Annotated in this window: 18 protein-coding genes; 7 read left to right on the top strand and 11 right to left on the bottom strand. The window is 59.5% G+C overall.

Going from position 1 to position 22,877, the window contains the following annotated elements; translation table 11 throughout:
- Positions 1–68: 68 nt before the first annotated feature.
- The 3 genes from dxs to HBN68_RS10255 form a co-directional block, all read right to left on the bottom strand.
- A complete protein-coding gene (dxs, locus tag HBN68_RS10245; protein WP_169963943.1) occupies positions 69–1,967 on the bottom strand; it encodes a 1-deoxy-D-xylulose-5-phosphate synthase in 1,899 nt (632 codons plus the stop codon).
- 133 nt (positions 1,968–2,100) lie between these two features.
- Entirely contained in the window at positions 2,101–2,988 is an 888-nt protein-coding gene (locus HBN68_RS10250) for a farnesyl diphosphate synthase (RefSeq protein ID WP_094992140.1), read from the bottom strand.
- Complete coding sequence (locus HBN68_RS10255) at positions 2,985–3,227, bottom strand: exodeoxyribonuclease VII small subunit (protein ID WP_047295759.1); 243 nt, start codon at positions 3,225–3,227, stop codon at positions 2,985–2,987. The genes HBN68_RS10250 and HBN68_RS10255 overlap by 4 nt, the downstream gene beginning before the upstream one ends.
- An 820-nt stretch (positions 3,228–4,047) precedes the next feature.
- Here HBN68_RS10255 and HBN68_RS10260 point away from each other — a divergent pair.
- From HBN68_RS10260 to tssM, 3 genes are all read left to right on the top strand, one after another.
- A complete protein-coding gene (locus HBN68_RS10260; RefSeq protein WP_094992142.1) occupies positions 4,048–5,556 on the top strand; it encodes a sigma 54-interacting transcriptional regulator in 1,509 nt (502 codons plus the stop codon).
- A 154-nt stretch (positions 5,557–5,710) separates the two neighbouring features.
- Entirely contained in the window at positions 5,711–6,493 is a 783-nt protein-coding gene (icmH, locus tag HBN68_RS10265; RefSeq protein ID WP_169963945.1) for a type IVB secretion system protein IcmH/DotU, read from the top strand.
- Positions 6,493–9,267, top strand: a complete 2,775-nt coding sequence (tssM, locus tag HBN68_RS10270; protein WP_169963947.1) for a type VI secretion system membrane subunit TssM — start codon at positions 6,493–6,495, stop codon at positions 9,265–9,267. The genes icmH and tssM overlap by 1 nt, the downstream gene beginning before the upstream one ends.
- 344 nt (positions 9,268–9,611) lie before the next feature.
- Here tssM and HBN68_RS10275 read toward each other — a convergent pair whose 3' ends face one another.
- From HBN68_RS10275 to HBN68_RS10310, 8 genes are all read right to left on the bottom strand, one after another.
- The gene (locus HBN68_RS10275) at positions 9,612–10,367 is read right to left on the bottom strand and encodes an XRE family transcriptional regulator (protein WP_169963949.1); all 756 of its coding nucleotides are present in this window, start codon (positions 10,365–10,367) and stop codon (positions 9,612–9,614) included.
- Between the two features lie 230 nt (positions 10,368–10,597).
- Positions 10,598–11,125, bottom strand: coding sequence for an inorganic diphosphatase (gene ppa / locus HBN68_RS10280; RefSeq protein WP_016779241.1), 528 nt, complete (start codon positions 11,123–11,125; stop codon positions 10,598–10,600).
- A 101-nt stretch (positions 11,126–11,226) separates the two neighbouring features.
- Positions 11,227–12,039: a M90 family metallopeptidase gene (locus tag HBN68_RS10285; RefSeq protein ID WP_169963950.1), complete on the bottom strand. Its 813-nt coding sequence runs from the start codon at positions 12,037–12,039 to the stop codon at positions 11,227–11,229.
- 13 nt (positions 12,040–12,052) lie between these two features.
- Positions 12,053–12,700 (bottom strand): DedA family protein, encoded by a 648-nt coding sequence (locus tag HBN68_RS10290; RefSeq protein WP_094992147.1) that lies wholly within the window; start codon positions 12,698–12,700, stop codon positions 12,053–12,055.
- A 257-nt stretch (positions 12,701–12,957) separates the two neighbouring features.
- Positions 12,958–13,767, bottom strand: coding sequence for an ethanolamine ammonia-lyase subunit EutC (gene eutC, locus HBN68_RS10295; protein ID WP_169963951.1), 810 nt, complete (start codon positions 13,765–13,767; stop codon positions 12,958–12,960).
- A 2-nt stretch (positions 13,768–13,769) separates the two neighbouring features.
- On the bottom strand, positions 13,770–15,170 hold the full coding sequence (locus HBN68_RS10300; protein WP_169963952.1) for an ethanolamine ammonia-lyase subunit EutB: 1,401 nt from the start codon (positions 15,168–15,170) through the stop codon (positions 13,770–13,772).
- A 52-nt stretch (positions 15,171–15,222) separates the two neighbouring features.
- Positions 15,223–16,671 (bottom strand): ethanolamine permease, encoded by a 1,449-nt coding sequence (gene eat / locus HBN68_RS10305; protein ID WP_094992231.1) that lies wholly within the window; start codon positions 16,669–16,671, stop codon positions 15,223–15,225.
- Positions 16,672–16,785: 114 nt separating this feature from the next.
- On the bottom strand, positions 16,786–18,306 hold the full coding sequence (locus HBN68_RS10310) for an aldehyde dehydrogenase family protein (protein WP_094992150.1): 1,521 nt from the start codon (positions 18,304–18,306) through the stop codon (positions 16,786–16,788).
- Positions 18,307–18,651: 345 nt separating this feature from the next.
- Here HBN68_RS10310 and HBN68_RS10315 point away from each other — a divergent pair, with 345 nt between their 5' ends.
- From HBN68_RS10315 to HBN68_RS10330, 4 genes are all read left to right on the top strand, one after another.
- Positions 18,652–20,538 (top strand): sigma-54-dependent Fis family transcriptional regulator, encoded by a 1,887-nt coding sequence (locus HBN68_RS10315; RefSeq protein ID WP_169963953.1) that lies wholly within the window; start codon positions 18,652–18,654, stop codon positions 20,536–20,538.
- A 79-nt stretch (positions 20,539–20,617) separates the two neighbouring features.
- The gene (gene mpl, locus HBN68_RS10320; protein WP_094992152.1) at positions 20,618–21,964 is read left to right on the top strand and encodes a UDP-N-acetylmuramate:L-alanyl-gamma-D-glutamyl-meso-diaminopimelate ligase; all 1,347 of its coding nucleotides are present in this window, start codon (positions 20,618–20,620) and stop codon (positions 21,962–21,964) included.
- Entirely contained in the window at positions 21,964–22,593 is a 630-nt protein-coding gene (ubiX, locus tag HBN68_RS10325; RefSeq protein WP_047273487.1) for a flavin prenyltransferase UbiX, read from the top strand. The genes mpl and ubiX overlap by 1 nt, the downstream gene beginning before the upstream one ends.
- On the top strand, positions 22,586–22,873 hold the full coding sequence (locus tag HBN68_RS10330) for a YceK/YidQ family lipoprotein (protein WP_169963954.1): 288 nt from the start codon (positions 22,586–22,588) through the stop codon (positions 22,871–22,873). Before ubiX ends, HBN68_RS10330 begins: the two co-directional genes overlap by 8 nt.
- Positions 22,874–22,877: the final 4 nt, after the last annotated feature.

Here is a 22,877-nt window from a genome sequence, read left to right on the forward strand (position 1 = left end):
GATGTGCGAATTCTATGGTCCCTTGTAGTCGCTGCCGATCTCCAGGATTCGACAGCGACTACACAGGTTTACAGCCCCAGCAGTGCCATGCGCTGACGCACAGACGCTTCGATGCCAGCGGCATCCAGACCACATTCGGCCAACATTTGGCTTGGCTTGGCGTGTTCGACGTACACGTCGGGCAAACCGAGGTGCAGGATCGGTTTGAGCAGGTTTTCGCGGGCCATGAATTCGCTGACCCCGGCTCCCGCACCACCCATGATGGCGTTCTCTTCGATTGTCACCAACAGTTCGTGGCTGTTGGCCATTTCACGCACCAGGGCTTCGTCCATCGGCTTGACGAAACGCATGTCGACCACGGTCGCGTCGAGGGTTTCAGCCACTTCCAGGGCTTGCGCCAGTTGCACGCCAAACACCAGCATCGCGACGTTGCTGCCTTTGCGACGAATCATGCCTTTGCCGATTTCCAGCGGTTCCAGGGTTTTCTCGATGGGCGCATTCGGCCCCGTGCCGCGCGGGTAGCGCACCGCCGCCGGGCCGTTGTACAGGTGGCCGGTGGTGAGCATTTTGCGCAATTCGTTTTCATCACTCGGGGTCATGATGACCATGCCCGGTATGCAACGCAGGTACGACAGGTCGAAACTGCCAGCGTGGGTCGGGCCGTCTTCGCCCACCAGACCGGCACGGTCAATGGCAAACAGGACATCCAGATTTTGTACCGCAACGTCATGCACCAGTTGGTCATAGCCGCGTTGCAGGAATGTCGAGTAGATCGCCACTACCGGTTTGGCGCCTTCACAGGCCATGCCCGCGGCCAGGGTCACGGCATGCTGTTCAGCGATGGCCACATCAAAATAACGCAGCGGGAAGCGCTCGCTGAACTTGATCAGGTCCGAGCCTTCTTTCATCGCCGGAGTAATGCCCACCAGGCGCTGATCGGCCGCGGCCATGTCGCACAGCCAGTCGCCAAATACGGCGGAGTACTTGGGCCCACTGGCCACTTTGGGCGCTGCAACCGGTGCGTCCAGCGGTTCAAGCTTGGTGATGGCGTGGTAACCAATCGGGTCGGCTTCTGCTGGCGCAAAGCCTTTCCCCTTTTTAGTGACGATGTGCAGGAATTGCGGGCCTTTGAGGTCGCGCATGTTGCGCAGCGTTGCGATCAACGTTGGCAAATCATGGCCGTCAATCGGGCCGATGTAGTTCCAGCCGAGCTCTTCAAACAACGTGCCGGGCACCAGCATGCCTTTGGCATATTCTTCGGTGCGGCGCGCGATTTCCCAGGCGCCCGGCAAGCGCGACAGCACTTTCTTGCTGCCTTCGCGCATGCTGGCGTAAGTGCGGCTGGAAAGAATTTTGGCCAGGTAGTTGGACAACCCCCCGACATTGCGCGAGATCGACATGTCGTTGTCGTTGAGGATCACCAGCATGTTGGCGTCGACTTCGGGGGCATGGTTCAAGGCTTCGAATGCCATGCCAGCAGTCAGGGCGCCATCACCGATGACGGCAATTGCCTTGCGGTCACTGTTTTGCAGGCGGGCGGCAATGGCCATGCCCAGCGCGGCGCTGATCGAGGTGCTGGAGTGGCCAACGCCAAAGGTGTCGTACTCGCTCTCGGCGCGGCGCGGGAAGGCGGCTATGCCGTCCTTCTGACGCAAGGTCGCCATGTGTTCGCGGCGCCCGGTCAGGATTTTATGCGGATACGCCTGATGGCCCACGTCCCATACCAGACGGTCGTCCGGGGTATCGAACACGTAGTGCAACGCAATGGTGAGTTCAATGACGCCCAGGCCGGCACCGAAATGCCCGCCCGTCTGACCGACGGTGTAGAGCAGTTCCTGGCGCAATTCATCGGCCAAAGGTTCCAGCTCGGCTTCGGCTAACCGGCGCAGGCCCGCAGGCGTGCCGGCTCGGTCGAGCAGGGGCGTGGTCGGGCGTATGCGGGGAATCTCATGAAACGTCGTTGGCATCAGGCGAATCGTTATAGGTATAAGAAGAGGCGGCAGTTTACCTTATGCAACGGAAGCTGCCCACGGAGTCTGGTATTCGTTAGTCAGACCTTGGCAGTAGAGCAGGTCTGAAAAATCTGTATTGCGCCGCTTTTTAGTGGCGGCGCCCCACGATGTAGCGTGCGAGTTCACGCAACGGTTCGGCAGCTGCATCAAAAGGTCGCAGGGCGTTAATGGCCTGATCGCGCAGTTCGAGCGCGTAGGCTTTTGCCGCTGGCAGACCCATCAATGAGGGATAAGTCGGTTTGTCACGGGCCGCGTCGGCGCCTGACTGTTTGCCAAGCGTAGCCGTATCGCCCTCTACATCAAGGATGTCGTCCTGAACCTGGAACGCCAGACCAATGGCCCTGGCATAAACCTTCAGGGCGTGCAGGTCTTCAGGGCGGGCGCGACCACTGGCCAGGGCGCCCAGCTGCACGCTGGCTTCAATCAGCGCGCCAGTCTTGTGGCGGTGCATGTATTCGAGGGCAGTCTGGTCAAGCTTGACCCCGACCGAACCCAAATCAATGGCTTGCCCGCCCACCATGCCTGCCGGGCCTGCGGCCATCGCCAGGTCAGAGACCATGCGCAGTCGCGTGTCAGCGTCCAGCGTGTTCATGTGTGGATCGAGCAGGGCACTAAACGCCAGACTTTGCAGCCCGTCACCGGCCAGAATCGCACAGGCTTCGTCGAACGCTTTGTGGGTGGTCGGCTGACCACGGCGCAGGTCGTCGTCGTCCATGGCTGGCAAATCATCGTGCACCAGCGAGTAGGCGTGTATTAGCTCCACTGCGCATGCCGCACCATTGGCTTGCGCGGGGTCGGCCCCCAAGGCCTCGCACGCGGCATAGGCCAGCAGCGGTCGGACCCGCTTGCCGCCATTCATGACGCTGTAGCGCATCGCCTCGTACAGGCGGGCCAGCTCCGGTGCCGGAGCGACAAACAAGCGTTCAAGGGCCGCGTTGACACGGGCCTGGCTGCTGGCTTGATAAGCATCAATCATTCGGGTTGTTCCGCATCAAATGGCTCTTGGGCCAATTCACCATCACGTTCGAGCAGGATGTGCACTTTCTGTTCGGCCTGAGCCAGTGCGCCCTGGCATTCGCGGGTCAGGCGGATGCCTTGCTCGAATGCTGTCAGCGAGTCTTCCAGCGACAACTCGCCGTTTTCCAGACGCTCGACCAGTGTTTGCAGGTCAGCGAGGGACTGCTCGAAATCAAGGGAAGCTTTTTTGCGGGCCATGGCGGCGTTCTCGGTAGGCGTTAAAACCGGCTGACACTAGCAGACAGCGGGTTTTGGGGCAAATCTGACGGCGTTGAGCGTGCTGCAAGGGCGGTCGCTTGAAGGTGTTTCACCGCTTAAAAGCTGGACTACAGGAACTGAGCCACGAGGCTTAGGCCAAGTCTGAATTTTTCCTGAGGCTTTGTAGGGATAACTAAGTTTTCTGGCGTGATTTTCTACCCAAACACTTTTTTTGGGCGTTTTTTAAATCTCGGAGACGCTTCCTATAGAAATACCGAAATTTCCGACTTTTTTTCGTTAGTCATTCCCCTATCGTCGCGCTCCATGGTCGGACGCGAGGAGTGACCGATGGCACGTTTTATTGCTTCTCCGACAGTGATTCGTCCGATACCGCACGTAGGCAGCATCGGGTGTTGACGTGTCCCAGCAAGGTGCGTAAGCGCTTGATCGGATTGGCCCAAACGCCTGTGGTTACTGCCAACTTTGCCGGGCGTGACGTTCATTTTTCCACTGTGTTTGAGGCGCTGGGGCGTACACGGGGCAGGGCGCCAACCCTTGCACGGCTTCAAACACACGGCAACCGCCTGTTTCAGGGCTAATTCCGTATTCATACCTACCCGTTGACTGGGTCGGCAACGTATTCGCGCATATCTGCCGGGGGCTTTCCCGCGAACGGACATACGCAGTCGTGATCCTGAGCAGCACACTTCATTAAGGACAGAAGACATGATCAACGCAGACTTGCAAGACCTGACCCAAGCCCCGGCCCCGTTGCGGCGCCGTGGCCCGCTACCGTGTGAATGCGAGTGAGGGGCGTGTGATGTTCGCTCACGTCCCGCAGCCGCTGGAGTATGCCGAAACCCTGCTGGCTCATTTCGCCCGGCTGTCGCTGAGCGCTGACAGCCGTACGCTGCTGAGCCAAACGGCTCAGGCAATGGCGCAGCTTATCGGGTGCCAATTGAGCCAGCTTTACCTGTTGGATGCCTCGCGTGAACGGCTGGAGCTCAAGGCTCAGTGGTTTGAAGGTACGCTGCGCCCGGCGTTCGGTGCCGGACGTCAGGCCGACTATGGCCAAACGCCTTTGTTGCAATACGCCATCAGCCAAAATCGAGCTGTTGACTTGAGCAACCTCGATAGCTGTTTGCACAACCTCGATTTTTTGCCCAGTGCCGGAGTCCCTTGGCGTGGACTATTGGCTGTACCGATGCTGGACTCGCGTCAAACAGTGGCTGGCGTGTTGATGCTGGCCAGTCACACCAGCCAGCAACTGCAAGGTTATGCCGCGTCATTAAGCGCCTTGGGTAGCTTTGTATTGATGCAAATGAAGCTGTTGGAGCGCAACCCGCAACGCGGCAAGTCGTTGAGCCGTTGCGTGAGTAACGGGACCTTGATCGGTTCCAGCCCGGTCATGCGCAAAACCTACCGTTTGATCAATCGCGTTGTGCACAGCCCCTTAACCGTGCTCCTGCTGGGGGAGACCGGCACCGGGAAGGAAGTCGTGGCACGGGCGATTCACGATACAGGCCCCCGGCGCGCCCATCCCTTCATCGTGCAGAACTGCGCCGCTTTTCCGGAGGACCTGCTGGAAAGCGAATTGTTTGGTTATCGCAAAGGTGCCTTTACTGGAGCGGAGCGGGATCGCAAAGGGCTGTTCGATGCTGCACACGGCGGCACCCTCTTGCTGGATGAAATTGGGGACATGCCACTGGCGCTGCAAGCCAAATTATTGCGCGTGCTGCAAGAAGGCGAAATCCGGCCTTTGGGGAGCAATGAAACGCACACCATCGACGTTCGCATCATTGCCGCGACCCATTGTGATTTGAAGCAGCGAGTGAGGCAGGGGCGTTTCCGTGAAGACCTGTATTACCGCCTCGCGCAGTTCCCGGTGGTGCTGCCCGCCCTGCGTGAGCGCGGCAGTGACATCTGTGAGCTGGCCACTCATTTCGCAACCAGCACCTGTGCTTTTTTGCAGCGCCGCCCCGTCGTGCTGGCCGACAGCGCACTGGCGCAACTGGCCTGTTATTCCTTTCCGGGCAATGTGCGCGAGCTTAAAGGGTTGGTCGAGCGTGCGGTCCTGCTGTGCGACGGGCATGAGCTGCTGGCCGAGCATTTTGTACTGCCCTCCGAACTGACCGATGAGTGGGGTGGCCTCAATTATCGCAAGCGCATGGACGCCATGGAGCGCGGTTTACTGCTCGATTGTTTACGGCGCAACGGCGGAAATCAGACCCAGGCCGCCCTTGAGCTGGGTCTCGCACGGCGCACGCTCCTGTATCGCCTCGGGCGTTTGAACATCAGTACGGATGAGATTCGGGCCTACGCCTCGTGATCCCCGCGCACTGGCCAGCTGCAAAGGCACTTCCACCGTCGATGACGACCGCCATCGTCCGTTGGTGCTCCGCACGTCATCAGCCGCAGTCGTCAGCGAAGAGCAGCGGCGTTTGCTTTGCGCTCCTTCAACAGGCCCCATAAGGATGAGGCCCTTGCCGCGTAGTGAACATGTCGATGAACGGATCGCCTACCCCGCTCACCTCAAGCCGACGGATCGCTTCAGTGTCGGCCCAAATCCCTTGGTGGCGGCTGCCAGCGAGTTGTTGTCATTGGTGGTGGGCATTCGTCACTCAATGGCGGAATACGACTTGCCAGTCCTGCATGCCCGGCTCAGTGCAGGCGTGAAAGCGTTCGAAGCCAACGCCCTGTATTCGGGGTGTGAACGCGGGCAAGTCATGAGCGCCCGTTATGTCCTGTGCACGGTACTGGATGAGGCCATTTCATCCTCGGAGTGGGGCAATGAGAACGACGGGTCGCAAAAGAGCCTGTTGGGCCGTTTTCACAATGAAACCTTGGGCGGCGCCAACGTTTTTCAATTGATCGATCGGCTTTGCCTGGAGCCTGCGAAGAATCTCTATTTGCTTGAGTTGCTCTATGTCAGCCTGTCGCTGGGCTTCGAAGGCCGCTTTCGCGTGGAGACGGGCGGTGCGCTCGAACGGGAGGCGATACGCGACAGCCTCTATCGCCAGATCCGTCATGTGCGCGGCGATGTCATCCGTGATGCCTCGCCTCACTGCCAGGGCCTGAAGGCCCGGCGCGGCCATCGGGTGCGCATCGTCCCGTGTTGGTTGCTGGTCACGTTGACCTTGGGCTGCCTGACGGTCATGTATTCGGGGTTCGCCTGGGTGCTGAGTCAACAGCGTGAAGCGGTGATGCAACACTACGAACAGCACGCGGCTGAGGATCAGGCCGCAGGTGTAAACAGGAAGTCATGATGAGCAATTGTTTGCACAAGGCCATGGGGTTGCTGAGTCAAACCTGGCGGTGGACGCTGTTGGGGGTGCTGACTGTTGCGCTGTCGATCTGGTGGGCCGGGCCATTGCTGGCCGTGAACGGGCACAGGATTTGGGCCGACCCCGTTGCGCGGTTGTTGAGCATCAGTGGCGTGGTCCTTCTCTGGGGGCTGGCCATGGCGTTTGTCAGCGGGCGCGCAGGCCTGCGTAAAAAAAACGAGGCTGAACGCGAAGCGTTAGGGGGTGATGCCGCCTTCAACACCCTGCAAAAACGTTTCAGGCAGGCGCTGTACACCCTAAAAGATACCTGCGTGCACCTCGACCGACCTGAACATTGGCGCGACGAATTGCCCTGGCTCATGGTGCTCGGGCCGCCAGGCGCCGGCAAAGCCCGTTTGCTGGATGTCTCCGGTCTGGAATTTGCGCGGCACACCCTTGATGGCAGCCCCCCCCGCGACCTGCGCAGCACCCTGGACTGTGAGTGGTACTTTGCTGAACTCGGGGGATTAGTCGGCACCGCCGGAGGATGCTTGCCTTCCGGCATTGAGCCGCGCAATGCCAGCGACTGGCGGACCTTGCCTGGCCAGTTGCGCAAACGCGCGCGCGGGGGGCTGTTGAACGGAGTGTTGGTGACCATTCCTGTAGATACCCTGATGCTCGGCCGCACTGACACGCTGTCCGGTCTTTCGGATCAGATCCGGGCACGGTTGCAAGATGTGCATGAGGTGTTGCGCATCGAGTTGCCGGTGTACCTGGTGCTGACCAAGACTGACCTGATACCTGGCTTTACCGAGTTTTTCGAGCCTTTGCCCCTTGAAGAACGCGCTCAGGTATTCGGTGCCAGCTTTGAGCAGGGGCAGGGCGGTGCTGCGCTTATGCGTGCCGAGTGCGAGGCGTTGTTGCAGCGGCTTAACAGTCAGATCATCGTGCGTATGCATCAAGAGCGCGATGCGCAGCGGCGCGGGCGAATACTGGACTTTCCTCGGCAATTGAGTGAAGTCGCGACACGGCTTTGTGTGTTTACCGACATGACGTTTTCGCTCAACCGCTATCCACAGGTCAGCCCGCTGCGGGGGTTTTACCTGACCAGCGCTGCCGACGCCTCGCAACCCGCCGAGGTTGCGCGAGATAAAATCCGCACCCTGCCCGTGCAGCTCCCGGGCCAGTCTTACTTCATTCACCATCTGTTCAGGCGTGTGATGTTGCCTGAAGCGCAGAGGGCCGGGCTCGATAAGCCTAAGCGCCAACGTTTGTGCTGGGGCCAGCGTTTTCACTACCTCTTGGCGATGGGGGTGGTAGGGGGAATGGGTGTGTTGTGGACCAGCAGTTTTTTGTCCAACCATGCGCGTTTTGACCAACTGCGTCAGCTGACTCCGCACTGGACTCAACAACATGGGCAACTCAATCCTCAAGATGATGCCCAGGCCGTACTGCAAATCCTGGACACGTATTACGCCGCCACTCACGTATTCCCTTCGGCATGGGATGCGGCCTTGTATGAACGCACCGGGCTGTATCAAGGCGCAGAGGTGCGCGAGCGGGTCGAGCGCGCTTATCAACACACCTTGCAAACCGAGTTGATGCCGCGGGTGGTCCAGCAGCTCGAACAACAAATACACGCCAACTTGAGCAACCGTGAACGTTTGCTCAACAGCCTGCGCGCCTACTTGATGTTCGACGTCAGTGACAAACGCGACCCCGCCTGGCTCAAAGGCTGGATGGCCAACGACTGGTCGATGCGCTACCCCGGCCTGACGCATGTGCAGAACGGCCTGAATCAGCACCTCGAACGTTTGCTGAACACCCCGGTAAAGCCTGCGCTCGATACGGCACTGATTGCTCAAGCGCGTCAGGTTCTGCGCAGCGAATCGCTGGCAACCGTGGTCTACCGCACGCTCCGTGAGCAGGCGCGCTCATTGCCGCCTTACTGTATTGCTCTAGACCTAGGGCCGCACGGCCATCTCTTGACTGGCGCCGATTACAACGTTCCGGGGTTTTACACGCAGCAAGCGTATCAACAGTATCTCTCGATCCAGGGCGTGAGCCTGGTGAGCGACATCTTGGGTAATAACTGGGTGCTGGGGGAGAGCAACAGCACCAGCGCGATGGGCATGCGCAAACTCATGGTTGAAGTGGAGCAGCTGTACTTTCGGGACTACGCCGAGCACTGGGCGGCAGCGGTCGGGCGACTGGGTTTGAAGCCGTTCAATGACGCCCGCGAAGGTGCTGAGTACTTGGCCGGCATGACCTCAGCCAACTCGCCGATCCTGCGCATGCTGTTGGCAGTGCGCAATAACACGCGCTTCATCACGCTGGCAGATGAACTGCCTGACCTGGCCAGTACGGTAGATGCCGGAGCGCTGTCGGGTGTGGTCAACGTCGTCGGTACTGCCGTCGCCAAGCGCGCTGACCCATTGACGGCCAATGTGGCCGACACGTCCAAAAAGGCCATGCAGCGGCAGTTCGAACCTCTTCATCATCTATTGGACGACAACGACGGCCCTGCGGACCCTCTCTCGCTGTTATTCGCCAGACTCACCGATTTGCAAATGCAAATGGCGGCACTCGCCAGCGCGAGCGCACCGGCTGACGCCGCTTTCGAAATCGCCCGCCAGCACATGAGCGGCCAGCGGGATGCTTTGAGTCAACTTCGTCATACCGCCCAACGCTTGCCTCGCCCGCTCAATCACTGGTTTAACGGAATGGCCGAAAACACGTGGGGCGTGAGTGCTGAACCAAACCTATCAATCCCTTAGTAAGCGCTATAAGCATGGGGTGTACCCGTGTGGTGCGCGAACGATCGGCCAACGTTAGCCCTTCAATGCCCACAGCAATAGTGCAGATGTAATCGACGGGCATTAAAAAGCCGGCTTGTGGCCGGCTTCTCGGGGGAGGATGTGGTTTATTTTTGGTAAACCGTACCCACCTTCAATTTGGACATCCAGCGTTAAAGCATGCGGATGTGGACGCAGAGGCGTGTGGCCGTCTGGTCGTGCGAACCGCTCGCGGCGGTTGCAAGGTGTGCGGCGCAGCATACTCAACTTCGCGAAGGTTTCCCAGCTAAAACCGGTCCGGGTTGCCCGGCAATGCGGGTCGTCAGTCAGTTGTCTTCAAGCGGGTGTGGCACAGCAGGCCTGCGAGTGTTGAGGGTCGACCACCAAAATACCCACCCCAATATGCGGATATTCAGTGCATGAATCTGTTCGGCCGAGTACGTCTCGTCAGGGTATTCACTGTTGTTGTGGCCGCGCAGTCGCAGTCCGTCGCCCGGCAGGCGGTATGCGTATTTGATGCGCAGCATGCCGTCTTGTTCGAGGGCGTAAATCTCACCGTCCACGATGTGTGTCAGGCTGCTGTCGACGGCGAGGGTGGAGCCGCTCTGAATTTTTTGCGCCATGCTGTTGCCAATCATCGGGACGCAAATGGCGTGTTCGGGGTTCACGGCTGCGGCTCGCAAGATCGCGTTGTCGAGGCGTATGTGGCCGTCAGGTATTTCCATGACGCGCGTCCCGGTGCCACAGGGCGTTAACACCTCGTTGTAAAACGCGAGGCGGGCATCGGTTCTGTCGGGTGTAACGCTGGTGGGTCGAAGGGGCGTGAGGTGTGCCTCTGATGGCGCACGCAGAGGTTCATGTGTGCTGGGCCCTTTAGGGTGTTTAGAACCTTCACCCGTACGTAGCCAGCGACTGTTCACACAGAGCAGCTCGGCGATTTCGTCAAGTCGGGCCATGGGAATGCCGCGCTTGAACCAGTTATTGACGTGCTGCGGCGTAACGCGGCGATTGGCAGCGAAGTCCGAAGCGGATAAATGGCATTCCCTTAACAGGAGCCTTAGACGATCACCGGATGTATTCATGCTGGCGGAGTTTACGGAGAAGAATGCGCCGTTTAAATAAACTAAACGTTCAAAAAAGACACGCAAGAACCAGAGATATCGCGGACTTCAAAAGCCTTTTCCTACGTTTGATGTGCGACGTATTTGTACGCGGTGAACATAGTGTTTTACGGTGTTTAAGCAGGCATAAAAAAACCCCGGAAGACCGGGGTTTTTTGTGTAGGAACTTGCCGTAACAAGTGACTCAACACTTAGCCTTTGTAAGCAGCAACCGACTTGGTGATTTCGGCACGGGCAGCTTCTGCGTCGCCCCAGCCTTCGATTTTCACCCACTTGCCTTTCTCGAGGTCTTTGTAGTTCTCGAAGAAGTGCTGGATCTGCTGGATCAGCAGAGGTGGCAGGTCGGTGTACTCTTTTACGTCCACATACAGCTGCGACAGCTTGTCGTGTGGCACTGCAACTACTTTGGCATCGCCGCCGCCGTCGTCAGTCATGTGCAGGATGCCGACCGGGCGAGCACGGATAACCGAACCTGGTGCAACCGGGTAAGGGGTCACGACCAGCACGTCGAGGGGGTCACCGTCGTCGGCCAGGGTGTTCGGGATGAAACCGTAGTTGGCCGGGTAGAACATCGGGGTGGCCATGAAGCGGTCAACGAACAGGCAATCGCTGTCTTTGTCGATTTCATATTTGATCGGCGCGTGGTTAGCCGGAATCTCGATAGCGACGTAGATGTCATTCGGCAGGTCTTTGCCAGCCGGAATCTTGCTGTAGCTCATTGGGCGGTGCCCCCGTTAGTAGGCCAGTTTGCTTGGCCGATTTGGCCAAAAAGTGGCGGCGATTATAGGCGTATTCCTGCAACGACGTCACGCCTGGGCGATCAGTGCTGTGCGCGGTATCCGACATGTTCGTGCTGAAGCGTTTGTAAGCGGGTCAACGGGTCCTGACGATAAAACAGGCTCAGTTGTTGGTAAACCTGCGGGTAGGCCTGGCTCAACAGATCAGGAGCGCTGAAGAAGTATTCGCTGATGACCGCAAAAAACTCCGCCGGGTTTTCGGCCGCATACGGGTCGATAGGCGCGTGATCGGGATTGTGGTGATCGAGGTAGTGGTTGAGGTGGTCGTAGGCCTCTTGCATGGCGTGGGACCAGTCGCTGACATTCATGCTGCTGTGCAGCGGCGGCATGCCATTGGCGGCACCGTTGAGCATGTCGAGCTTGTGCGCCAGCTCATGAATCACCAGGTTGTACCCTTCCCAGCCGCCGCTCGACAGAACGCCCGGCCAGGCCAGCACCACCGGGCCATGCTGCCAGGCTTCGCCGCTGTGATGACCTTCCCACTCATGCTCCACGCCACTGGCGTCGCGGTGACGCTGCGGGCTGACGAAATCGTCGGGGTACAGCACGATTTCGTGAAAGCCCTGATACCAGTCCAGCTCACCCAGGTTCAGTAACGGCAATTGCGCTTGCGCAGCCAGCAGCAACCGGCCGACGTCGGTGAGTTCAACACCGGGCATCGGTGTCAGGTGTTTGTCCTGCAAAAACAGCACGCTGTGCTCACGTAGCCATTTGTCTTGTTCGTCATCCAGACCGTCGAGAATGCTCAGGTGTTGGCGCACCTCATGCCAGGCATCCGGGGCTACCGGGTGCTGGGCAAGAATCCTCTGGCGTCTCCATTCGCTCAGCGACCACATGGGTTTTTCTCGATCAGGCTTTAGAAGGGGTGCGCCCCAGACGGCTGCGCACCACACCGACAATCATTGGTACCAGCGACAGCAGGATGATACCCACCACCAGCAGCGACAGGTTTTTCTTGATGAACGGTACATTACCGAAGAAGTAACCCAGCGTGACAAGACCGCCGACCCACAGGATTGTGCCGAATACGCTAAAGCCGAAAAAGCGCGGGTAGGGCATGCGTGCCACACCGGCTACAAAGGGGGCGAAAGTCCGGATGATCGGCAGGAAGCGCGCCATGGTCACGGTTTTACCGCCGTGGCGGTCATAGAAATCATGGGTTTTTTGCAGGTAGTCGCGACGGAAAATCTTGGAGTCCGGATTACTGAACAGCCGTTCGCCCGCCGTTCGCCCGATAACGTAGTTGGTACTGTCACCCAAAATCGCCGCCAGCATCAGCAAACCGCCGAGCAGCACTGGGTCCATGCCACCGCCCGCTGCCACAGCGCCTGCGATAAACAGCAACGAGTCGCCTGGCAAGAACGGCATGACCACCAGCCCGGTTTCGCAAAAAATCACCAGAAACAGGATGGCGTAAATCCACACGCCGTAATCTCTTACCAGCATGTCCAGGTACACATCGAGGTGCAGGATGATGTCGATCGGGTTGAAATCCATGTAAAGCACCTGTGTTGATGACCCGGCTCAGCAGGTCTGTGCGGGGAAAAAGGTAATGAACTACAGGGGGTGTAGTTTTTTCGTACATTTTGAACCGGACGGATTATACGGATTGAAGCAAATTCTGCTTCTAGAGTTTGTAGCGAAGCGTGTATTACGGTCAGAACGATAGAGAGAACCCGCAGCGGCTGTCGATTGCAGGCCTGCGCTGCTTAAGCGCAGCCGCAGGTCAACAGAATAGCGACTAGCCGCTGTATTTATTGGCCACTCAGTAAGAAATTATCGCGGGACGTGTCCGTTTCCAGTGTCTGAATCTGAGCTTCGTCCTTGAGGTTTACACCCGACAACTGCCGACGGCAGGCTTCACGCATCAGATACGCCAGCCGATGAGCGGCCATGCCATAACTAAGCCCTTCCAGTCGTACGTTGGAAATACAGTTGCGGTAGGCGTCAGTCAGCCCGACCTTGGGCGCATAAGTGAAATACAGCCCGAGACTGTCCGGGGAGCTGAGCCCGGGCCGCTCGCCAATCAGCATCACCACCATTTTTGCCCCGAGCCGTTCGCCGACTTCATCCGCCACCGCCACCCGGCCTTGTTCGATCAGCACCACAGGTGACATCGACCAGCCATCGCTGACGATGTGCTCTTCCATGCGCGCCAGAAAGGGCAAGGTGTGCCGGTGGACCGCCAGCGCGGACAGGCCATCGGCTACCACCACGGCCACGTCGACTCCGCCGGGGTTGGTGTGCGCGTAATCGCTTAAACGCTGCGCCGAGGCCTCGTCCAGTCTGCGGCCAAGGTCAGGGCGTTGCAGGTAGGTGTGGCGATCGGCCGCCGCGCTGTGCAGCAACAAACTGTCACGGCCGCGTTCGCTCAGTTGAGCGCTCAAGCTCGCATGATCGAATGGCAAATGCACGGCATCGCGCGCCTGGGCGTGGGCAAACTGGAAATCCAGCTGCGCATGGGTCGGCAGGCTGGTGCCGGTGCGGCCCAGCGCAATGCGTGCGGGGGTCAGACTGCGCAGCGCCCGCCACGGATTTGTGTTGTCGTGTGGGGTAGTGGCCATGGTCAATGACCTCCCAAATGGGCCAGCGCCTGACGAAATGCCGGCGGCAGTTGGTGACCGAATTCGATGCGGCCATCGCGCTGGGTGAAAATGCCGATCTTGCTCAGCCATTGTTCGAACTCGGGTGCAGGCTTGAGCCCGAGTGTCTTGCGCGCATACAGCGCGTCATGGAACGAGGTGGTCTGGTAATTGAGCATGATGTCGTCCGACCCCGGAATGCCCATGATGAAGTTGATCCCGGCCACGCCGAGCAACGTCAGCAGGGTGTCCATGTCGTCCTGATCCGCTTCGGCGTGGTTGGTGTAGCAGATGTCGCAGCCCATCGGCACCCCGAGCAGCTTGCCGCAGAAATGGTCCTCAAGCCCGGCGCGGATAATCTGCTTGCCGTTGTACAGGTACTCGGGGCCGATGAAACCGACCACGGTGTTGACCAGAAACGGTTTGAAATGCCGCGCCACGGCATAGGCGCGGGTTTCGCAGGTTTGTTGATCGACGCCAAAGTGCGCGTTGGCCGACAGCGCGCTGCCTTGACCTGTTTCGAAATACATCAAGTTGTTGCCCAACGTGCCGCGATTGAGGTTCAAACCGGCGTCATAGCCTTCTTGCAGGACATTCAAGTTGATACCGAAACTGGCATTCGCCGCTTCGGTGCCAGCAATGGACTGAAACACCAGATCCAGCGGCACGCCGCGGTTGATCGCTTCAATGGAGGTGGTGACGTGGGTCAGCACGCAGGATTGAGTGGGGATTTCGTAACGTTGAATGATCGCGTCCAGCATCTTCAGCAGGTCGCAGATCGAGGCAATGCTGTCGGTGGCCGGGTTGATGCCAATCATGGCATCGCCATTGCCGTAGAGCAGGCCATCGAGAATGCTGGCGGCGATCCCGGCCGGGTCATCGGTGGGGTGGTTGGGTTGCAGGCGCGTTGACAGGCGGCCGTGCAGGCCCAGCGTGCCGCGAAACCGGGTGATGACGCGGATCTTCTGCGCCACCAGAATCAGGTCCTGAACGCGCATGACCTTCGACACGGCCGCGGCCATTTCCGGCGTCAGCCCCGGCGCAAGGGCACGCAAGCTGTGTTCATCGGCTGCGTCGCTGAGCAGCCAGTCACGGAACCCGCCGACGGTCAGGTGGCTGACCACGCTGAAAGCCCGGGCGTCGTGGCTGTCGATAATCAGTCGCGTAACCTCATCGGTCTCGTAAGGAATCAGCGCTTCGTGCAGGAAATGCGTGAGCGGGATGTCGGCCAGTGCCATTTGTGCCGCAACCCGCTCGCCGTCGTTTTGCGCGGCCACACCCGCCAGAAAATCGCCGGAGCGAGCCGGGCTGGCCTTGGCCATCACCTCTTTGAGGCTGTCAAAGCGGTAAGTCTGCGTGCCTACCGCATGGGAAAACGTTGCCATACAGGGTGCTCCTTGACGCCAGACGCGAGGCGTCTGGCGGGATGCTCAGCGATCAGTGCAAGGTTTCTTCGGCTTTCTGGATCGCCGCAAATTCCTCTTCAGGTGTGCCGGCGACCAAGTGATGCCGACTGTAGAACGCAAAGTAGGCAATTAATACGCCATAGATCACGGCAGCACCAATCACCACGCGTGGGTCGACCAGGAAACCGGCGACCACCGCCACGCACGCCAGTACCAGCGCGACGCCGGAGGTGAAAATGCCCCCCGGTGTGCGGTACGGGCGCTCCATTTTGGGGCGACGAATGCGCAGGGTGATGTGGGCGGCCATCATCAACACATAGGAAATGGTCGCCCCAAACACAGCCACCAGAATCAGCAGGTCGCCTTGGCCGGTCAGTGACAGGCCAAAGCCGATGATGCCGGGGATGATCAGGGCCAGTACCGGCGCCTTGCTTTTGTTGGTCTCGGACAGTTTGCGTGGCAGATAACCTGCACGGGACAGGGCGAAGATCTGACGCGAATAGGCGTAAATGATCGAGAAGAAACTGGCGATCAAACCGGCCAGGCCGACCAGATTGACGAAACCGCCCATCCAGGTGGAGCCGCCATAGGCTTTGCTCAAGGCTTCTACCAGCGGGTTGCCCGAGGCCATCAAATGATGCGCCCCGGCGCCGCCCGGCCCGATGACCAGAATCATCAACGCGAATGTCACCAGCACCAGCATGGCGCCGATCAAGCCGCGCGGCAGGTCGCGTTTCGGGTTCTTGGTTTCTTCGGCGGCCAGCGGCACGCCCTCAACGGCGAGGAAAAACCAGATCGCGTAAGGGATGGCTGCCCACACGCCCACATAACCGAAGGGCAGAAACGGGCTGGCGCCCTTGGCCTCGGTCACCGGGATGTCCAGCAGGTTGGCGACGCTGAAGTGCGGCACCATCGACACCAGAAACACCCCCAGCGCAATGGCGGCCACGGCGGTGATGATGAACATCAACTTGAGCGCTTCACCGACCCCAAAAATGTGGATGCCGATGAAGATGATGTAAAACGCCAGATAGATCATCCAGCCGCCAATCCCGAACAGCGACTCGCAGTAAGCGCCGATAAACACGGCAATGGCGGCCGGGGCGATGGCGTACTCGATGAGGATCGCCGTGCCGGTCAGGAATCCGCCCCATGGGCCGAAGGCGCTGCGGGCAAAGCCATAGCCGCCGCCTGCCGTAGGGATCATTGACGACAACTCGGCCAGCGAGAAACACATGCACAGGTACATGGTGGCCATCAGCAATGTGGCGAGGAACATACCGCCCCAGCCGCCTTGGGCCAGGCCGAAGTTCCAGCCGGCATAGTCGCCGGAAATCACATACGCCACGCCCAGCCCTACCAGCAGGACCCAGCCGGCGGCGCCTTTTTTCAGTTCGCGTTGTTGAAAGTAATCGGAGCCGACTTTTTCAAAGTCGACCGAAGAGGGAGCCGCTGCGGCGGCGATTGGTTCGCTAGGCATGTGCATTCACCTGTTCTTTTATAGTTTGGAAAATTTGACAGGGTGTGAAGCAAGAGAAGGGCCAACCCGGATGTCTGCAGGAGCGAAGCTGGCTCGCTCCTGCAGACCAGGCCGTTAGAAGAAGCCCAGCGGGTTGATGTCGTAACTCACCAGCAGGTTTTTGGTCTGCTGATAATGGTCGAGCATCATCTTGTGGGTTTCACGGCCGACGCCGGACTTTTTGTACCCGCCGAACGCAGCGTGCGCCGGGTAGAGGTGATAGCAGTTGGTCCACACACGACCTGCCTTGATCGCACGGCCCATGCGATAGGCGCGGTTGATGTCGCGGGTCCACAGGCCAGCACCCAGTCCGAACTCGGTGTCATTGGCGATGGCCAGCGCTTCGGCTTCGTCTTTGAAGGTGGTGATGCTGACCACCGGGCCAAAGATTTCTTCCTGGAACACGCGCATTTTGTTGGTGCCCTTGAGCAGGGTCGGCTGGATGTAATAGCCGGTTGCCAGGTCACCTTCGAGTTTGGCCACGGCGCCACCGGTCAGCAGCTCGGCGCCTTCGTTTTTGGCAATTTCAAGGTAAGACAGGATCTTGTCGAACTGCTGCTCGGACGCTTGTGCGCCGACCATGGTGTCTGTGTCCAACGGGTCGCCGCGCTTGATCGACTCGACCTTCTTCATCACCACTTTCATGAACTCGTCGTAGATCGACTCTTGCACCAGCGCGCGCGAAGGGCAGGTGCAGACTTCGCCTTGGTTGAAGAACGCCAGCACCAAGCCTTCAGCGGCCTTCTCGATGAAAGACGGTTCAGCCTGCATGATGTCTTCGAAGAAAATATTCGGCGACTTGCCACCCAGTTCTACGGTGGAAGGAATGATGTTTTCAGCGGCACATTTCATGATGTGCGCGCCCACAGGCGTCGAACCGGTGAAAGCAATTTTGGCAATCCGCTTGCTGGTGGCCAGGGCTTCGCCTGCTTCCTTGCCGAAACCTTGCACCACGTTCAGCACACCCGGCGGCAGCAGGTCACCGATCAGTTCCATCAGCACACTGATGCTCAGCGGCGTTTGTTCGGCAGGCTTGAGCACGATGCAGTTACCGGCTGCCAGCGCGGGGGCGAGTTTCCAGGCGGCCATCAGCAGCGGGAAGTTCCACGGGATGATCTGCCCGACCACGCCGAGCGGTTCGTGAATGTGATAAGCCACGGTGTTGCCGTCAATCTCGGCAGCGCTGCCTTCCTGGGCGCGGATGCACCCGGCGTAGTAACGGAAGTGGTCGGCCGCTAACGGTACATCGGCGTTCAGGGTTTCGCGCACGGCTTTGCCGTTGTCCCAGGTTTCGGTGACGGCCAGCAGCTCAAGGTTTTGTTCGATACGGTCAGCGATTTTCAGCAGCACCAGCGAGCGCGCCTGCACCGACGTCGCGCCCCAGGCATCCGCAGCGGCATGAGCGGCGTCGAGGGCTTTCTCGATGTCTTCAGCTGTCGAGCGCGGGAACTGGGCGATGGGTTTGCCGTTCACCGGTGAGGTATTGGTGAAATATTGACCGTTGACGGGAGCCACGAATTCGCCGCCGATGTAGTTACCGTATTGGCTCTTGAACGAGACGATCGAGCCTTCAGTACCGGGTTGTGCGTAACGCATGGTGAGTGTCTCCTGGCTTTATTGTGCTTATGGGAGGACGCGCTGTGGCGCTGCCCTAAGCCGGAGCAAAGGCCGGGCCAAATTGTTTCGAATGCTCTAAAACGGGGCTTTGAGCAGAGTTTGAGCGTTCTCTTGCACCTGGGCTGTGACATGGCTGGCACAGTCGGGGTGACACTCTGTACCAAAAACGGTACAGCGGCTGACCGGCCAGTCAGATGGCGATTGCAATGCATACGGCGCAAGAGGATGCTGGGGGCTCGGTTTGGACTGGTTCTTGGGCGCATCTCCCGGGGCATTTGCCCTGCACACGCCGAGACCGCCGAGACAGAGCGGAGAATAATAAAAATGCACAGTGCAGATATCAGTCGGCACGCCCGACAAGTCATCGACGTCACTCAGGGCCGTCCTCAAGGATGCGACCCGTCGATTGTTCGCTCCTGGCAACGCTGCCTGGAGGATTACCACCTCGATCCCGCTCAAACTGTCGCCCCGACGGTGCTTGAACACGGTCGCATTCTGGAAGGGCGCGAGCGTTTGCAGCAGGTGTTGCACATTGCCAGTCATGAAATGAACAGCTTGCATCAACAGTTATCGGGTGCCGGTCATGCGGTATTACTGACCGATGCCCGGGGCGTGATCCTGAACTGCGTGACCGCGCCCACGGAGCGCACAGTGTTTGAGCGGGCCGGGCTGTGGCTGGGGGCAGACTGGAGTGAGGCCCGCGAAGGTACCAATGGCATTGGCACTTGTCTGGTTGAGCGACAAGCGCTGACCATTCATCAGGATGAGCACTTTCGCGGTCGCCACACCGGACTCACGTGTTCGGCCAGCCCGGTGTTTGACCCGCAGGGTGACTTGCTGGCCGTGCTGGACGTGTCTTCGGCCCGCCACGACGTGTCGCGCCAAAGCCAGTTCCACACCATGGCGCTGGTCAACCTGTCGGCAAAAATCATCGAAAGCAGCTATTTCTTGCGTCACTTCGAAGACCAGTGGCTGTTGCGCGTTCACCTGCAAGCACAATCGGTGGGGCTATTTAGCGAAGGCATGCTGGCGTTCGATGGCGAGGGCGTGATTGCTGCGGTCAACCAGAGTGCCTTGAACCTGCTGGGGCATGTGCACGGCGGGCTGATCGGGCAAACCGTCGATCAGGTATTTGATTGCCCGCGCGATGAGCTTTTCGCCCGCGCCAGCCCGCAGGCCAGCGCCAGTTGGCCGCTGCGCACCCGTGATGGTCGCGTTTTATTTGCGGCATTGCGCGGCCAGGCCCGCAGTCACCCCACGCCGGTCAGCGTTCAACCAGACCCAGCGCCTGCGCGCCTGAGTGGGATCTGCTTGGGCGACGATGCGTTGCAAACTGATTTTCGCCGCGCGTTGCGGGTCTTCGAGCGCGACGTGCCGCTGTTGGTCAATGGCGAGACCGGCTCGGGTAAAGAGGCCTTTGCCAAGGCGGTGCATCAGGCGAGTCTGCGCACGGACCAGCCTTTTGTGGCGCTCAACTGCGCTGCGATTCCCGAAAGCCTGATTGAGAGTGAATTGTTCGGCTATCGCGGCGGCAGTTTTACCGGTGCGCGCAAAGAGGGCATGCAGGGCAAGTTGCAACAGGCAGATGGCGGAACCTTGTTTCTCGATGAAATCGGTGACATGCCACTGGCCATGCAGACCCGTTTGCTGCGCGTACTGGAGGACCGACTGGTGGTGCCGATTGGTGGCGAGCCGCAGGCTGTGAACGTGCGCATCATCAGTGCCACCCACCGCAACTTGCTCGAGCGCGTGGAGCAGGGCAGTTTTCGCGAAGACTTGTATTACCGACTCAACGGACTGGAAATCGCTTTGCCCGCCTTGCGTGATCGCAGCGACAAGTGCCAGTTGCTGGATTTTCTGCTGGCCGAGGAGGCGGGGCAGGAGCGGTTGGTGATTGACCCGCAGGCACGTCAGGCGCTGCTTGATTTCAACTGGCCGGGCAACGTACGACAAATGCGTACGGTGTTGCGTACCTTGGCGGCCTTATGTGAAGACGGGCGCATCAGGTTGCAGGACTTGCCAGCCACTATGCGTCAAACCTCACCCAAAGCCCCTGAAACGCCTGAACACCCGCTCGATGAAGCCGAGAAAATGGCCTTGTTGATGGCGCTGGAGTTGCATCGCTGGCACATGACACATACCGCGCTGCAACTGGGGGTCAGCCGCAATACGCTGTACAGAAAGCTGCGCAAGCATGGCATTGAGCGTTAAGCCAGGCGCTCATCCTAATCATCAGGTGCGAAAAAAAGTCCCCTACGCTACCCTTCGCCGATGATTTTCGAGGTCGACTATGCACATTCATATTCTTGGTATTTGCGGCACATTCATGGGTTCGCTGGCGGTATTGGCCAAAGAACTGGGCCATCACGTGACAGGTTCCGACGCGAACGTCTATCCGCCGATGAGCACCCAGCTGCAAGCTCAAGGCATTGAGTTGACCCAAGGCTACGACCCCGCCCAGCTGGACCCCGCACCTGACGTGGTGGTGATCGGCAACGCGCTGTCGCGGGGTAACCCGGCCGTCGAGTACGTGCTGAACAAAGGCCTGCCTTATGTGTCCGGGCCGCAATGGCTGGCCGATCACGTGCTGCAAGGCCGCTGGGTGCTGGCCGTGGCCGGTACTCACGGCAAAACCACCACCAGCAGCATGCTGGCCTGGGTGCTGGAACATGCCGGCATGGCGCCGGGTTTCCTGATCGGCGGCGTGCCGCAAAACTTTGCCGTGTCGGCGCGGTTGGGCGACACGCCGTTTTTCGTGGTTGAGGCGGATGAGTACGACAGCGCCTTCTTCGACAAGCGTTCCAAGTTCGTCCATTACCGTCCGCGTACCGCGATCCTCAACAACCTTGAGTTCGATCACGCTGATATCTTCCCTGATTTGCCTGCGATTGAGCGGCAATTTCACCACTTGGTGCGCACTATTCCGAGCGAAGGGCTGGTGATTCACCCGACCACAGAACCTGCGTTGCAGCGTGTGATCGATATGGGGTGCTGGACCCCGGTGCAAACCACGGGTGAGGGTGGCCAATGGCAAGCCCGCCTGTTGAGCGATGACGGCTCGCGCTTTGACGTGCTGTTCGAGGGCGTGGTTCAGGGCACTGTCGAGTGGGACATGACCGGTCAGCACAACGTCGCCAACGCGCTGGCAACACTGGCCGCAGCCCGGCATGTCGGGGTCGTGCCGAGCATGGCAATCGACGGCCTGAGCGCGTTCAAAAGTGTGAAACGCCGAATGGAAAAAGTGGCTGAAGTGAATGGCGTCACGATCTATGACGACTTCGCTCACCACCCGACCGCCATCGCCACCACACTGGACGGGTTGCGCAAGCGTATCGGCGATGCGCCGTTGGTGGCGATCATTGAACCGCGCTCAAACTCCATGAAGCTGGGTGCGCACCGTGATGGCCTGCCGCAGAGTGTGGTTCAGGCCGATCACGTGGTCTGGTACGCGCCGGCCAATCTGGGTTGGGATCTGGCGGCAACGGTTGCATCGAGCCCTGTGTCGACCCGGGTCTGCGATTCGCTGGACGCCATCATCGCGGACGTCAAAACCCGCGTTAAGCCCGGCACCCACGTGGTGATTATGAGTAACGGCGGCTTCGGTGGCCTGCACGGCAAACTGGCGGACGCACTGTGATGAGTGGCCCGGAACGCATTACCCTGGCCGTGACCGGTGCATCGGGCATGCCTTACGCATTGCGCCTGCTCGATTGCCTGGTGCGCGAAGACCGTGAAGTCCATTTCCTGATCTCCAAGGCCGCGCAGTTGGTCATGGCGACCGAAACCGACGTCAACCTGCCACCCAAGCCGCAGGCCATGCAGACGTTCCTGACCGAATACACTGGGGCAGCTGCCGGGCAGATCCGCGTGTATGGCAAGGAAGACTGGATGTCGCCGGTGGCGTCGGGGTCCGGCGCTCCGGCAGCGATGGTGGTGGTGCCCTGTTCCACGGGCACGCTGTCAGCCATTGCCACGGGCGCGTGCAACAATTTGGTCGAGCGGGCGGCAGACGTAACGCTCAAAGAACGTCGCCAGTTGATCCTGGTGCCGCGCGAAGCGCCGTACTCCAGCATTCATCTGGAAAACATGCTCAAGCTGTCGAACATGGGCGCCATCATCTTGCCGGCGTCGCCAGGGTTTTATCATCAGCCGCAGACTATTGATGACCTCGTGGATTTCATGGTTGCGCGCATTCTTAACCTGCTCAATATCCCGCAGGACATGCTCCCGCGTTGGGGCGAGCACCATGTGGGCGGCGATGAGTAAAGCCTTGTTGGGCGTGTTGATGCTCATGCACATCGGCGGTTGCGCCAGCGTTCGCACGTTGGATGCCGCCAAGCCTGGTGCGCCGGTGGTGTATTCGGGCACGCGACTCGATTGGTATGCATTGCAAGGCGGCTGCTGTGCGCAGGACCGATTTGGCGCCCAGGCCCCGCATTATCCGGGGCTGGACCTGCCTGCCAGTGCATTGCTCGATACGCTATTGCTGCCGTTGTCGGTGCTGACCGTGCTGGGCGTCGGGGTTCAGGCCAATGGCGGGCTATAGCGGA

Origin of the sequence: Pseudomonas sp. WS 5078 (genome assembly GCF_012985745.1) — a bacterium.
Lineage (GTDB): Bacteria > Pseudomonadota > Gammaproteobacteria > Pseudomonadales > Pseudomonadaceae > Aquipseudomonas > Aquipseudomonas lundensis_A.